General features: G+C 36.3%; 16 protein-coding genes. All 16 read right to left on the bottom strand.

Features of this window, described 5'->3' with window-relative positions; all coding sequences use genetic code 11:
- Window positions 1-102: 102 nt before the first annotated feature.
- Window positions 103-2,448, bottom strand: coding sequence for an ATP-dependent RecD-like DNA helicase (locus tag RDN22_RS02665; protein ID WP_308555644.1), 2,346 nt, complete (start codon window positions 2,446-2,448; stop codon window positions 103-105).
- Window positions 2,448-3,092, bottom strand: a complete 645-nt coding sequence (locus RDN22_RS02660; protein WP_308555642.1) for a tetratricopeptide repeat protein — start codon at window positions 3,090-3,092, stop codon at window positions 2,448-2,450. Before RDN22_RS02660 ends, RDN22_RS02665 begins: the two co-directional genes overlap by 1 nt.
- A complete protein-coding gene (locus tag RDN22_RS02655; protein ID WP_308555640.1) occupies window positions 3,092-3,751 on the bottom strand; it encodes a histidine phosphatase family protein in 660 nt (219 codons plus the stop codon). Before RDN22_RS02655 ends, RDN22_RS02660 begins: the two co-directional genes overlap by 1 nt.
- A gap of 95 nt (window positions 3,752-3,846) precedes the next feature.
- Window positions 3,847-4,974: a tRNA 2-thiouridine(34) synthase MnmA gene (gene mnmA, locus RDN22_RS02650; RefSeq protein ID WP_308555638.1), complete on the bottom strand. Its 1,128-nt coding sequence runs from the start codon at window positions 4,972-4,974 to the stop codon at window positions 3,847-3,849.
- Between the two features lie 7 nt (window positions 4,975-4,981).
- Window positions 4,982-5,323 (bottom strand): DUF1831 domain-containing protein, encoded by a 342-nt coding sequence (locus tag RDN22_RS02645; RefSeq protein WP_308555636.1) that lies wholly within the window; start codon window positions 5,321-5,323, stop codon window positions 4,982-4,984.
- A 47-nt stretch (window positions 5,324-5,370) separates the two neighbouring features.
- Complete coding sequence (locus tag RDN22_RS02640) at window positions 5,371-6,528, bottom strand: cysteine desulfurase family protein (protein ID WP_308555634.1); 1,158 nt, start codon at window positions 6,526-6,528, stop codon at window positions 5,371-5,373.
- A gap of 3 nt (window positions 6,529-6,531) precedes the next feature.
- Window positions 6,532-7,227 carry a 5'-methylthioadenosine/adenosylhomocysteine nucleosidase gene (locus RDN22_RS02635; RefSeq protein ID WP_308555633.1) on the bottom strand — a complete coding sequence of 232 codons (696 nt, stop codon included), beginning with the start codon at window positions 7,225-7,227 and terminating at the stop codon, window positions 6,532-6,534.
- Window positions 7,228-7,246: 19 nt separating this feature from the next.
- Window positions 7,247-7,558 (bottom strand): hypothetical protein, encoded by a 312-nt coding sequence (locus RDN22_RS02630; protein ID WP_308555631.1) that lies wholly within the window; start codon window positions 7,556-7,558, stop codon window positions 7,247-7,249.
- A 2-nt stretch (window positions 7,559-7,560) separates the two neighbouring features.
- Window positions 7,561-8,130, bottom strand: a complete 570-nt coding sequence (locus RDN22_RS02625) for an NUDIX hydrolase (RefSeq protein ID WP_308555629.1) — start codon at window positions 8,128-8,130, stop codon at window positions 7,561-7,563.
- 18 nt (window positions 8,131-8,148) lie between these two features.
- A complete protein-coding gene (locus RDN22_RS02620) occupies window positions 8,149-8,352 on the bottom strand; it encodes a cold-shock protein (RefSeq protein ID WP_013437635.1) in 204 nt (67 codons plus the stop codon).
- Complete coding sequence (ileS, locus tag RDN22_RS02615; protein WP_308555626.1) at window positions 8,352-11,138, bottom strand: isoleucine--tRNA ligase; 2,787 nt, start codon at window positions 11,136-11,138, stop codon at window positions 8,352-8,354. Before ileS ends, RDN22_RS02620 begins: the two co-directional genes overlap by 1 nt.
- Before the next feature lie 225 nt (window positions 11,139-11,363).
- Window positions 11,364-12,167: a DivIVA domain-containing protein gene (locus RDN22_RS02610; protein WP_374043086.1), complete on the bottom strand. Its 804-nt coding sequence runs from the start codon at window positions 12,165-12,167 to the stop codon at window positions 11,364-11,366.
- Between the two features lie 5 nt (window positions 12,168-12,172).
- The gene (locus RDN22_RS02605) at window positions 12,173-12,973 is read right to left on the bottom strand and encodes a YlmH/Sll1252 family protein (RefSeq protein ID WP_308555622.1); all 801 of its coding nucleotides are present in this window, start codon (window positions 12,971-12,973) and stop codon (window positions 12,173-12,175) included.
- The gene (locus RDN22_RS02600) at window positions 12,973-13,275 is read right to left on the bottom strand and encodes a YggT family protein (protein ID WP_308555620.1); all 303 of its coding nucleotides are present in this window, start codon (window positions 13,273-13,275) and stop codon (window positions 12,973-12,975) included. The genes RDN22_RS02605 and RDN22_RS02600 overlap by 1 nt, the downstream gene beginning before the upstream one ends.
- Window positions 13,275-13,715, bottom strand: coding sequence for a cell division protein SepF (locus tag RDN22_RS02595; RefSeq protein WP_308555618.1), 441 nt, complete (start codon window positions 13,713-13,715; stop codon window positions 13,275-13,277). The genes RDN22_RS02600 and RDN22_RS02595 overlap by 1 nt, the downstream gene beginning before the upstream one ends.
- 18 nt (window positions 13,716-13,733) lie before the next feature.
- Window positions 13,734-15,083: a cell division protein FtsZ gene (gene ftsZ / locus RDN22_RS02590; protein WP_308555616.1), complete on the bottom strand. Its 1,350-nt coding sequence runs from the start codon at window positions 15,081-15,083 to the stop codon at window positions 13,734-13,736.

Genomic DNA, 15,083 nt, shown 5'->3' with positions numbered 1-15,083 from the left:
ATAATTAATATCCTTAGAACATGCGTTTAAGCATACTAATTATATCATGCCTTTGTATATTCAAAAAGCCTTATGAATCTAGGAATCATAAGGCTTTTTTTATTATAAATGAATATCTTTCATACCGATCATTGGATCAATTTCACCAGAATAAATTTTTTCAGGTGTCAAAATATAATCCTCTGGTTTCTTTGGCTCAGCTTGCCCTTCTTCTTTTTCCTTAACAGGTTCTTTTTTCTCATCTGTGATACCTAATTGCTTACGTAATTTTTGCGCTAAGCCTGTTTTACGATCATTGCCTGGTGTCTTAAATGCAGCAACAAATGCCCTAGGATCGCCTACCAGTACTAAATTCTTTTCTGCACGTGTAATAGCAGTATAAAGCAGATTACGTTTAAGCATTACATAATTCTGCATTGTTAAATTTAATACTACTAGTGGAAATTCTGAACCTTGAGATTTATGGATTGTGATTGCATATGCTCTTGTCAAATCATTTAAGTCCTTTCGACCGAAAGTAACTTCACGATCATCAAATTTAGCAACCATGCATTCTTTAGAATTCTCTTCATCGATACTGCTTATCTTACCAATTTGGCCATTATAGATATCTTTTTCAGGATTATTTTGTAATTGCAAAATTCGGTCGCCAATACGGAACGTTTCATTATGTGCTTCAAGTGATTTACTTTTAGCCTTAGGTGGATTCATAATTTCTTGAATAATATCATTCAGATTATTTACACCACCATTGCCATGATACATCGCACCTAATACTTGAATATCGTCTTTAGCAAAGCCACGCTTTAAAGCTAGTTCCACAATTTGACCAACAGCATCCCCAACTAAATCTGGACGACAACTGATGAATGAATAATTTTTAGTTTTCTTAAATAGTGCTTGTTCATCAATGCCTTCATTGACAGCATGGGCAAGTGAAATAATCGTTGAATCATCACCCTGCCTATGAATTTGTTTCAAAATTGTAGTCGGAAATGCTTGTGACTTGATTAAATCACTAAACACATTTCCAGCACCAACTGATGGAAGCTGATCTTTATCTCCAACAAATACGATATGACGCACTTGATTAATACTAGACAAAAGCTGTTTGAATAAGAACATATCAACCATCGACATTTCATCAATGATTAATATTTCACCATTTAATTCATTAAGTTCACCAGCATTTGCATCCCCAATGCCAAGTCCCAACATCCGGTGAATTGTCTTAGCGCCAATACCTGTAATCTCGCTCATTCTCTTAGCTGCACGGCCAGTAGGAGCAGCTAAAAGAAATGGTGGATCCTCACTATATAAAGCAGAAGCCGGAATTTCAGCCAATTTTCTTAAAGCAAGTAAAATTCCGTTGATGATGGTAGTCTTACCTGTACCTGGTCCACCAGTCAAAATTGAAATAGGATGATTTAGCGCATTCTTTATTGCTAACTTTTGCGTTTCATCATATTTAATTTGTAGCTCTTTTTCTGCCGACTTAATAGCTTCATCCATCTCTGATTCACTATATTGCTCATCTTCTTGGTCACGTCTTGATTGAACCAAATATTTCATCGAATGAGCTATATCAGCTTCTGTTTGATAAATATTTTGGAGTGCTGCTTTATTATCATCAACAATGATTTTGCCCTTTTGTTGCAAGGCAATAACACAATTGGCAATCGGATCAAATTCACCGATTTGCAATAGTTTGCTTGCTTCAGTCAAGAGTTCTTTTAACTCAACATATGTATCGCCCTTGCTGCTTAAGGCATCAATTAGTACCTGATAAATCGCACCATTTATTCTACGTGGATCATCATCTTGGATTTCTAACTGCTTACCCAACATATCAGCTGATTTAAAGCCAAAACCAGTTACATCATTAATGACGGCATAAGGATCTGTCTGAAGTTTCTTTAGACTATCTCCATGATACATTTGATAAATATTAGCTGCTATTCGTCTATTTATACCATACTGAGCCAGTTTTAAAACAATTTCTGAATAAGAATCCATTGAATTCAATCCAGAAAGCAAACTATCTTTTTGTTTTCTAGATAGTGACAGTGTATCTATTTTACTTGGCTTTTCTTTTAAAATATCCAGAGCATTTAACCCAAGTTCATCAATAATAGTATTGGCAGCCTTTTTCCCGATGCCTGGAAATTTATCAGAACTTAAATACTTAGTTAATGAACCTTCTTCATGTGGCAAAACTTGCTTATAGCTATTAGCTCTAAACTGCAAACCAAACTTTTCATGCATCACTAATTTGCCATCAAAACGATAGCTAGCAGAAATTTGAATATCGCCAAAATTACCGGTCACCTTGATTTCATCGCGTGAATAGTTTTCCAGTGAGCCAATAATTTCAACATCTAGAATTTTATATAAATCTTTGTCGTTCTCGAAAACGATCCCGTTAACCTTACCGGTAAATTCGACCATTATTTTTTCTTTTCCTTGTCATTTAGCATTTTCATAATTGAGGCATATTGACTCATTGCATGATGGTAATATTTTGAATCCATTTGTTTAGCTTGATCAAAATACTTCTCAGCTTGATCACGATCTTTTTCTAAAATAGTTACTCCAAGCAAGAAATAAATCTTTGCCGTTCTTTTATTTTCTGGAATAGACAAATACATTTGCTCAGCTTGTTTAGATTCACCCATGCTTAACCAAATATCGCCTAAAAGTTCTTGAACACGCTCATCTATTTTCTTAATAGTTAAAGCATATGCCAAAGCTTTTTGACTTTGCCCCAGTTTTAAATAAGTTAGCGCTTTTTGATAAAGCGTTAAATCATCGTTAGGAATTTGATTTAATAAATTCAGTGCCTTATCAAAATCACCCTGCATATAGTAGCAAACAGCTAAGTTATAACTTAATTCACGCGGTTTTTTAACTAAATGTTGCGCTTGTTCTAGTAATTTTTGTGCTTGATCTGCACTACCTTGCTCGAGTAAATAGGTAGAAAGTTGCAGATAATTTTCTACATTTTGCGGCTTTTCATCTATTTTTTTGATTAATAAATGAATAGCTTGATCTACTTTGCCTTCATTGTAAAGGTCTTCTATTTTAGTACTCATTATAATGAATCCGTCTTAGATAATTTTCTGCCTAAATAGCTAGTTTCATTCCAAACAACTGGTTTAAAAGTTTTTCCGCCATCTTTAGTTTCAAGAACAGTCAGACTAGTATTGCTTAATCCCCCATTTTTACGAATATCTTTTAAAGGATAACCTAAAAGTCCACCCATAATTGCTGACAAGGCTGCACCATGGCTAACTGCCAAAATCTTGTCATCATCATCAGGAAATCTTTCAGCCATTTCTTTAGCAAAGGATTTACCACGAGCAATAACATGAGGATAATCTTCACCATGAAGTTCAGTTGGATCATATTTATCAGGATGATGCCAGAAATTATCCATTTGTTCAGGGAATTTCTTTTCTGCATCCGCAAATTTCATCCCTTCCATATCGCCTAAGTTAAATTCACGAAGACGCTCATCAATTACTACTGGTAAATTTGCATTCATTGCATCATCAATTCCTTGAGCGGTATTAAAAGCACGATCAAGTGGACTAGCAAAAATACCTCTAAATTTAGTACCTTTTAAATGATGACCTAATTTTTTAATATCTTCTTTACTTTGAGGCAAAAGTGGTGAATCACCATGCCCACCTTGAAAGCGACTTGCTAAATTCCATTCAGTTTTACCATGACGAACAAAATAAATTTGCATATTTATCTCCCTAAAATACGTATAATCAATTAGTACTAGTTTAGCACAAAACAAAAGGATGTTCGAAAACACGAACATCCTTTTTAAGGTTTATTTTAAACTAATTGAAGCTTCTTATCTTCTTGGTAAGCTGCATCGATGTTGCCGCCGCCTAAACATTCCTCGCCATTGTACAAAACAAGAGCTTGGCCTGGAGTTACAGCACGTGCTGGCTCATCAAAGTATACATCTGCAGTATTATCAGCAGCATGATACTTAACAGTAACACCGATATCACATTGACGATAGCGGAACTTAGCACTGCAATGCATTTCGAAGTCATGATCTGGCTTGCCAGTAAAGAATGACATATCGCTTGCCTTTAAACGACTAGCATAAAGAAGTGGACTATCGTAACCTTGCTCAACGATTAATTCATTCTTCTTAAGATCCTTACCAACTACAAACCATGGATCAGTTGATTCCTTGGTTGAACCAAGACCCAAACCTTGACGCTGACCAATAGTGTAGTACATCAAACCTGCGTGCTCACCAACAACCTTGCCATCAGGAGTAACCATCTTACCTGACTTAGCTGGCAAAAATTCACTCAAGAACTTTCTGAAGTTTCTTTCACCGATGAAGCAAATACCAGTAGAATCCTTCTTCTTAGCTGTAGCTAAATCATTTGCCAAAGCAATTTCTCTTACTTGAGGCTTAGTTAAGTTAGCTAATGGGAAGATAACCTTCTTAATTTGATCTTGATTCAATTGGCTCAAGAAATAAGTTTGGTCCTTGTTACCATCCTTTGGGCGCATCATGTGAGTTACACCATTTGCGTCTTTAACAGTTTTAGCGTAGTGGCCCATTGCAATATAATCTGCATCCAAGTCCATTGCAAAGTCCAAGAAAGACTTAAACTTAATTTGACTGTTGCACATTACGTCTGGGTTAGGGGTTCTACCCTTCTTGTATTCGTTTAAGAAGTACTCGAAAACGCGGTGCCAATATTCCTTTTCAAAATTAATTGAATAATAAGGAATACCAATTTTATCAGCTACCTTTTTTACATCTTCATAGTCTTCTGTAGCGGTACAAACACCGGAATCATCAGTGTCATCCCAGTTCTTCATAAATACGCCGACAACATCGTAGCCTTGTTGTTTGAGTAAAAGTGCTGAAACGGATGAATCAACACCGCCACTCATACCAACAACTACTCTGATCTTACTATTGTCAACCATTATTCAATCAATCCTTTACCTCTAGCAAAATATTGCGCTCCTCAAGATCTTTTAAAATGTAGTTCAAAAGATCAACAGTAGCAGCTAATTGCTTATTCTTAAAAATATTAACTTTTTGCAAACCACTGCGATCAGTAACGACCATTGTTAAATGTGACAAATCTTTATTGATAGTCATCTTTAACTTAGTAGGTGCATTATAAGGTGAATCATTGTAAAGGGGATGTTCATAATTGAAATTACCCTTTGGAGTCTTTACAAATCCTGCATCGATCAAAGCATAAAGCTTCAAATCAGAACTTAAAGTAAACTTACGTTTATCACCATTAATCACAACTGTATTTGCCATAATTTTCCTCACTTATTTATAATAAGATACTTTCTTTTTGAAAGCAACTATTTATTTTTTGCTTGAATTCTTTTAGCAATTTTTACTAGTTCTTGTGCAAAAGATTTAACTTCTTCATCTGTATTATAACGCCCAAATGAGATTCTAATTGATTCATTTATACGTGGAGAATCTTCACCAAAACATGCAATCAAAACATGTGAAGGTTCAAGTGACCCTGCAGTACATGCAGAACCACCCGAAACTGCATAACCATTCAAATCAAGATTAGTTTGCATAGAAGTGGTAGAAACTCCCTTAAGCCACAAATTCAATACGTGATGAGAATAGCCATCTCCATATCCGCCATTGATCTCATAATCAATATGATTATCGTCTAAAGCTTTTAAGATAATATCTTGAAAATGAGCATATTTTTCTTGAAGACTATCGCGACCAACTTCGGTTAATTCCTTAACGGCTTCGCCAAAGCCAGCAATTCCAGGTACATTTTCTGTCCCTGCACGACGCTTAACTTCTTGTTCGCCACCTAAAACCAAGTTAGGAATACTGATATCAGAATTTTCATACAAGAAGCCCAAAAACTTTGGTCCGTTAATTTTATGAGCTGATACTGATAAGAAGTCAATGTTCATGGCCTTGACGTCAATATCAACTGTACCCATACCTTGTACATTATCAACGTGGAAGTAAGCATTACTATCTTTGACCATTTCACCAATTTCTTTTAATGGCATCTTGGTACCTACTTCGTTATTTACAGCCATGATTGAAACTAGAATTGTATCTGGCGTTAATTCTTTCTTTAATTGATCTAAAGAAATTTGGCCCTTTTCATCAACATCTAAATAGACAATGTCGTAGCCTTCTTGCTCAAGACGTTTCATTGGATTCAAAACTGATGGGTGTTCAATTTTATCGGTAATGATTTTTTTACCAATATTTTTACGTCCATAAGCCGTTCCAAAAATTGCGGTATTATTACTTTCAGAACCACCTGAAGTAAAAATGATTTCGCCGTCTTTAGCATTAATGCTTTCCGCAATTTGATGACGCGCCTTATCAATCACGTTTCTTGCTCTACGCCCAATTTCATAAGTACTTGATGCATTACCAAAATCATTTTTCATTTCATCAGTAATAACATCAATCACCTTTGGAGACATAGGAGTTGTTGCAGCATTATCTAAATAAATCTCACGCATATTCTAATTCATCTTTTCTACATAATCACTAATTAACTTAGCGGCCTTAGCTCCAACCTTCTTTACAAAAGTATCGAAATCCTCATTAGCTGAACCATCGCCATTATCAGAGATTGCACGCATAGCAACCAATGGCTTATTAAAGGCATGAGCAACTTGTGCAAAAGCCGCACCTTCCATCTCAACGCATAGAGCATCTGGGAAGTTTTTCTTTATCATATCTTTTTGTTCATTTGATGCGATAAATGAGTCACCTGTTACAACTAAACCTTCACGAAATGCAACATTTTGCTTATTTAAATAATTTGCAAAGGCATCACGTTCTGGTGAATCAAGTACAAATTGGGCTGGTTGTTGAGGGATTTGTCCTTCCACATAATCACCAGCTGCAGTATTGTGTGCATCATAATATGCAAAAGCATTAGGTAATACAAGATCTTCTTGATGAACATCTTCTTTAAGAGCACCGGCTGAACCAGTCATAAATATTACATCAATATCAACACTAGTTAATAAACTAGAAAGGTTCATGGCTGCTTGGACTTTGCCAATACCACTTAAGCCTAAATATACATCATTGCCATTAACAGAAAAATGTTCGAATTCAGTCGATCCGAACATTTCTTTATTTTCTGAATGGAAATGATTACGATAAAATTCAGCTTCTTCAGCCATTGGGACGATAATCGCAATCTTCATCTTATTCCTCATTTCCAAATTATAAATGAAATAGTGCAAGCAGCACTAAAACAATCAACACGATTACTAACAGAATAGCACGATTCAATCTTTTTTTCAGTTTTAAAGCCTTATTTTCACGTACTGCTTCTTTATCAATCGGTTCATCATGCTGATAAAATTCTTGTCCATCCCCAGCCAAAGGACGACGCGGCATTTCTGCCGGCTTATCCTTTGTAAAATCGGGATTAACATCTACTTCTTCTGAATCATTATCTGAAAAGGCAGATTTAACTTTACCGAATAAATTCTTTTTCTGTCTCTTACGATAATCAGAGCGTTTTTCTGTCATTGTTATTCTTTATTCTCGCTTTGAGCATTACGCAATAACATGTTTTCCCAAACAGTAATTGCGTAAATAGTCTTAGCATCAACAATTTTTCCTTCAGATAGCAAATTCTTCAATTCATCTAAGCTATACCAATCAGCAGTCAAGAATTCATCTTCATCTAATGAACGCTTATCAGTAAGTTTAGTTAAAGTATCACAGTAGAAAAGATACATCTTTTCATCACAGAAGCCTGGATTTGAGTAAAATTCACTTACCTTTTCCCAATATTCTGCCTTATAGCCGCCCTCTTCATTTAATTCACGCTTCATTGCATCAAGAGGACTAGCATCTGTAGGATCAATTAATCCTGCTGGTATTTCTAGCGTCAATTGCTTAATTGCTTCACGCCATTGCTTTACTAAAAGCATCTTTTGTTCATCATTAATAGCAATTACACCAGATGCTGGACGGTGCTTGATTATTTCTCTTGTTGCAGTTTCACCATTAGGAAGCTTGATTGTACGAACGGATAAATCTAAAATTCGTCCTTGAAAAATCTGCTGTGAAGAGATTTCTGTTTCTTTTAAATCCACTAAGTCTCTTGTCTCCTTTTAGGCTAAATAAACGTTAACACATTGTAGGCCATTTTTTCCTTGAGCTAATTGATACTTAACTCTATCGCCTACTTTTAAAGTTTTATAGCCTTCTTCTTTAATGGCCTTATAAAAGACAAAGTATGATTTGTGATTTTTATCATCTTCGATAAAGCCATAGCTGCTACCATCATCGAATTGTTTAACAGTACCTAAACGCATTAGTCTTCTAATCCTTCTTGAACAGCTTCTGGATAATCAGCTTCTACAATCTTGGCACAACGACCACAAAGTTTTGGCAACTTAGGATCTTCACCAATATCGGTTCTGATCATTCTACAACGAGGACAAACTTCGCCTTCAGCATGTTCAACTACGATACTTGCATTATTCAATTTTTCAACATTTTCAGGTGCATCGCCATCAGCAATAGTTAACTTAGATACGATCAAAATTTGTCTGAAGTCAGCATCTAAATCATCAAGCATAGCCTTAGTTTCCTTATCAGGATAAATAGTTACAGCTGCTTCAAATGACTTACCGATTAACTTCTTATTTCTTGCATCTTCCAATGCCTTTAATACGTCATCACGAAGCTTCATAAACTTAGCCCAGTTTTCAAGAAGTTCATCGTGGTTTGCATAACTTTCAACCTTAGGCATGTTAGCAAGTTGTACGTAGTCTTCTGGTTCCTTCAAGAAGCCCCAAATTTCTTCCATAGTGTGTGGCAAAATTGGAGTCAAGATCTTAGCCAACTTAACTGCAGCATCGTAAATAACAGTTTGCATTGAGCGACGTGCATTGCTGTCTTCTCTTTCAATGTAAAGAACGTCCTTAGCAAAATCAAGGTAGAATGCTGAAAGATCATTAGAAATAAAGTTGAAGACCTTCTTGAATACTGAAGTAAAGTCAAACTTGTCATATGCAGCCAAGCATTCCTTTACCAAGTCATTTAACTTAACTTCCATGTATTGGTCAACTGAACGAAGATCATCGTAAGCAACACGGTTTTCCTTTGGATCAAAGTCACTAGTGTTAGCTAACATGTAACGGAAAGTATTTCTGATCTTTCTGTAGCTTTCTGCTGATTGTTGCAAAATACCCATTGAAACTGCAACATCAGAAGTAGTATCAGCTTGAGCAACCCAAAGTCTAATGATTTCGGCACCCATCTTCTTGATGACGTCGTTTGGTGAAATAACGTTACCAAGAGACTTAGACATCTTGTGGCCCTTATCATCCAATACGAAACCTTGTGACAATACTTCTTTATAAGGAGCCTTGCCAGTTACGGCAACTGAAGTAATCAAACTTGAGTTGAACCAACCACGGTATTGGTCACTACCTTCAAGGTAAAGATCAGCTGGGTAGTGCAAGCCATCGCGTTTTTCCATAACGCCTGACCATGAAGAACCTGAGTCAAACCAAACATCAAGGATATCTGTTTCTTTAGTAAACTTGCCATTTGGTGAATGTTCTGAAGTAAAGCCGTCTGGCAACAATTCCTTGGCAGTATGAGTGTACCAAGCGTTTGAGCCTTCTTTTTCAAAGATATCAGCAATATGGTTAATAGTTTCTGGAGTAACGATTGGAGTACCATCTTCTGCGTAGAAAATTGGAAGTGGAACACCCCAAGCACGTTGACGTGAAATTACCCAGTCGCCACGGTCTTTAATCATGTTGTAAAGACGAGTCTTACCCCATGTAGGAATAAATTTTGCTTTTTCAATTTGATCAAGAATTTGATCTCTAAACTTGTCAATTGAAGCAAACCATTGTGTAGTTGCACGATAGATAACTGGCTTCTTAGTACGCCAATCGTGTGGGTATGAGTGAGTAAAGAAGCTTAACTTAAGAAGTGCGCCAGCCTTCTTCAATTTATCTGCAACAACCTTATTAGCATCATCGTAGAACATACCTACTAAATCTGGGTCTGGAACATCTTTAGTAAAGCGACCTTGTGCATCCATTGGACTGAAGACAGGGATGCCATACTTTTGACCAACACGGTAGTCATCTTCACCAAAACCAGTTGCGTTGTGAACTAAACCAGTACCATCGTCATCAGTAACATAAGCATCGTTCATAACTAAACCAGTTATGTCGTAAAGTGGGTGCTTGTAAGTCATACGATCGAATTCTGTACCAGCCATGTGCTTTAAGACTTTGTAATCTTTCCAACCCAAATCTTCAGCTACTGCTGGTAAACGATCAGTACCGATAACGTATTTCTTGCCATTAACTTCAACTACTGAGTAGTCAAACTTAGGGTTAAGGGTAATACCTACATTACTTGGAATAGTCCAAGGGGTAGTAGTCCAAATTACAAGTGATACATCTGAACCCAACTTACCTTTACCGTCTTTAATTGGAAATGCTACATAGATTCTTGGTGACTTGATATCATGATATTCAACTTCAGCTTCAGCTAAAGTAGATTCACTTGACCATGACCAATAAACTGGCTTTAAGCCCTTGTAAATGTAGCCCTTCTTAAACATTTCACCGAAGACACGAATTTCTTGTGCTTCAAAGTCATGTTGCAAAGTAATGTATGGGTGATCCCAATCTGCCATTACACCAAGACGCTTGAAGTCAGTCATTTGCTTTTGAATTTGTTCTTCAGCATATTGACGACAAAGTTCACGATATTTAGCACGATCCATTGTCTTACGGTCTACGCCCTTTTTAGCCAATTGTTGTTCAACTGGAAGGCCGTGAGTATCCCAACCTGGAACGTATGGTGCGTAGTAACCATTCATATTCTTGTAACGAACAATGATGTCCTTTGAAATCTTGTTCAAAGCGTGACCCATGTGAATATTACCGTTGGCAAATGGAGGGCCATCGTGTAAGTCAAAACGAGGATGACCTTCATTTAACTTCAATCTTTGTTCGTATAAATCATTTTCTTCCCATTCTTTTTGCCATTGAGCTTCACGAACAGGTAAATTACCGCGCATCTTAAATTTAGTTTTACCTAAATTAAGCGTATCCTTAATTCTCATTAACTTAATTCCTTTCTAAAAAAAGAAAACCTCGTCCAAAATTAGGACGAGGTTAACCGTGGTACCACCTAAATTGAACTCTAAAAGAGTTCCACTTAACTTTGCGTAACGTGCAAAAGGCGTTTAGATTAATAGGCAGCTGATCAACTATCCGGCTCTTATGTTAGTCTCACACCATCACTAACTCGCTGATTTGCCATCAAGTTTTACTGTCAATCTAATTATCTATTTTTTGTAATTGTCCGGAAAAACAATCTTTGAGCCTAAATTATTAGTAGTCTCAGGTTTAATATTAATTGTTTCATGACTCGGACTGTCCCCTGTCATTGGCTTAGGAGCAGAATCATCATCGTCAGTGTCATCTGGATCATCTGGCGGATCTAAACTTAAATCATCAGGGTCTTGAGAAAAGTTTACGTCATCTTCATCATAATTGTCAACATCTTCGTCGTCATCATCTAACGCAGCTTCACGAGCAAACTCTTCTTCTTGGCTTTCTGGACCTGCAGGAACGGGTTCAGCACCATTACCTGGATAAAAACGTTGAGTATGGAAATATTCGTCCAAAGCATGTTGCCAACGTTCATCGTTTAAATTATCAATTTCAGCTTGCAACATTGCTTGCATGCGATTGCGGAATTCACCAATTTGTTCTTTCAAACGTTTGTAATCACTTGAAATAACTTCTTGTTGTTGCTTCTGATAACTTGTATCAGTTTCAGCTTGCTTTTTAGCTTCTGCAACAACACGCTTAGCCTCTGCTTCTGCTCTTTTTTTCATTTCATCTGCATTTTGTTGAGCAGAAACAAGAGACTTATTGATTGACCTCTTTTTATCGTTATATTTATCAACCTGTGCTTGTAAATCTTTATTTTTATTATTTAAAGATACAACTTCATTCTTTAAATCAACGATTTGGTCAAGCGCATCCCCATAATTATCAACAATTTCATCTAAGAAACTATCTACTTCATAGCGGTCATATCCATTACGGCCTCTGGATTTAAACTCCTTATTATGAATATCCATTGGAGTTAATTTTGCTTCTTTGTTTGCCAAAGTTTGAGCACCACCTTATACTTACCTTTTCTTGTAGCCGAAATATCCTCAATTAAAATTCGACCAAAATGTCTTAAACTTAAGACATCGTTTTCTTTTACCATTATATTAGAATCTGCTATGTCATGCCAATTTAATTTGACTAAATTGCTATTAATCATCTTTTGGATTTGACCACGGCTTTGTTTGCTAATCCCAGATAAAACAGCATCGATTCTCATAGAAGCTACAACTTCTGTTTTTTCACTAGAATCATCTTCTGGCACCAAAACTTCTTTAAAAGAAATCGGCTTTAATTTTACTTGAGCTCTTCCTACTCGATCGATTTGTTCTTCAAAGAAATCATTTAATTCTTTTTTAGCAAAGAATTGCCACTTACCGCTTTCGTCAGTAATAATATCGCCAAAAGTATCGGTATCAATGCCTGAATTTGCTAAAGTTCCTAAGACTGCACTATGGTTAATTTGAATAAATTTTTGTGGGTAGTTGATTTCATAAGGCTGAATCTGATAATCTTCTGGTCGAAGATTGACCCACTCCTCACTTAAAAATGCCCTCTTTTTCTCTGCATTAGGATAGCCGCCGTACTCTTGAATAAAAGCATCATTACCAACAATTGTTTTTAAGATATCTCTTTTAGCCGGATCCAAAAAATCCGTCAAAATTGGTTCATGTTTAAAAATTAATTGATTAAAAAGACCAGTAAAATAGTCAATTACTGGTCTTTCTTCTTGATTAAAATGTGGGTAAAACTTACTTGCTTGTCTACGTTCCATTAACCTAATAACCTCAATAAAAGATTAAAAATCCAAATCAAGACATAATTTTGTACAAAATACAAAATGAATAATGCAATTATCGGAGAAACATCAATTCCCGTTGAATAAGCTAATTTAGCTAATGGCCCTCTTCTAAACAAATTCAAGTATGGGTTAACGACTTTATCCAAAAAGCGTCCCACAACTGAATTTCTTAACATTGGTAACCAGCTCATAATTGCATCTATTACAATAAAAAGACTGTAGAGCCATAATACCCAAGTAAGTATTAAATAAATTACATGTAATACGTTGAACATTAACTCAAGTTATCTTTCTTATCCACTAAATCACTAATTTTTCCATCAGTAACAAACTTAGGTGGCGTAGCCAAAAAGATTCTGTCACCGATACGTTGGATTTCACCATTCAAGGCATAAACTGTTCCTGTAATGAAATCAACAATTCTACGAGCTGAATTATCTTCCATTCTACTAAAGTTAATTACAACTGCTTTATTATTAAGCAAGTTTTGTGCAACATCTTTAGCATCTGAATAAACTCTAGGCTCATACAATACAATTTTGCTTTTAGATGAATTTAAACCGGATTTAATTGATACTACATTATCGCGATTTACAGAATTTAGAGGTACATCTGTATTGTTTTCGTTATTTTGAGGAGCATATTCTTCTTCATCATTTGATAATTCTTCATCGTTTGAAATTCCAAAGAATCTGCCTAATTTATCAAAAGCCATCTTCATCTACCTCCGCTACTAGTTTTCGCCACGATGCTTGAAGAATGGAATATCGCTATTGTCATCATCGTCATCTTGAGCACTAGTTTCAATTTGAGAAATGCTGTCTTGGCCTTCATTATTAAAAGCTTCAAAGCTGTCTTGATCTTTCTTTGGTTCAGCAGGCTTTGCATTTCTTCTTTGATTATCTTGGTTATCATTTAAGCCCCAAACACTAGTAGGATCTACCATAGTTTGCTTTGGAGCTGCATGCTTTTCTTCTGACTCAGAAGCAGGATGAACTGTTTGTGGACGATCAACTGGTTGATTTTCAGGTTGAACAGTCTTATTAACTTCTGGTTCTTCCTTCTTAGGTTGAGCCTTAATTTGGTGACTGCGTCCTGGTAATTGCTTTGAAGCAGCTTCTTCAGCTTCAGAATCGATACCTGTTGCAATAACAGTTACGACAACTTCATCACCTAAGTTAGGATTAATTGAAGTACCGAAGATGATGTTAACATCATCACCAGCAGCCTTAGAAACAATTTCTGAAGCATCTTGTGCTTCAAACAAAGTAAGGTCAGGTCCACCAGTAATGTTAAGAAGAACTTGCTTTGCACCATCAATTGAAACTTCAAGAAGTGGTGAAGAAATAGCCAACTTAGTAGCTTCAACAGTTCTGTTTTCGCCACTAGCACGACCAATACCCATTAAGGCTGCACCTTGGTTTTCCATAACAGTCTTAACATCAGCAAAGTCCAAGTTAACGTAGTCAGTTGAAGTAATCAGGTCTGAAATACCTTGAACACCTTGCTTCAAGACATTGTCTGCTTCCTTGAAGGCATCCATCATAGGGGTCTTCTTATCTACCATTTCAAGCAAACGGTTGTTAGCAATAATAACTAAAGTATCAACGTATTGCTTAAGTTGAGTAATACCTTCAGCGGCGTTTTTTGAACGCTTAGGGCCTTCAAAACTGAATGGACGAGTAACTACACCAACAGTCAAAGCACCTGTCTCACGTGCAATTTTAGCTACTACAGGAGCAGCACCAGTACCGGTACCACCACCCATACCAGCAGTAATGAAAATCATATCTGCACCTTTTAGTGCATCTTCAATTGTTTGTTCACTTTCTTCAGCTGCTTTTTGTCCAACTTCTGGATGTGAACCGGCACCTAAACCACGTGTAAGTTTTGGCCCTAATTGAATCTTGTTTTCAGCCTTATTGCTGTTTAAAGCTTGCACATCAGTGTTTGCTGCAATAAAGGAAACGCCTTGTACACCATCGTCAATCATTCGGTTAACAGCATTGCCACCGGCACCGCCAACACCAATAACTTTGATGACAGCATTTTTATTGTCGTCTGAATCGAATGTAAAATCCAT

Origin of the sequence: uncultured Lactobacillus sp., from assembly GCF_902491705.1 — a bacterium.
Classification (GTDB): Bacteria; Bacillota; Bacilli; order Lactobacillales; family Lactobacillaceae; genus Lactobacillus.
Note: the sequence above shows the minus strand (reverse complement) of the source record. Positions and strands in the feature narration are given on the sequence as shown.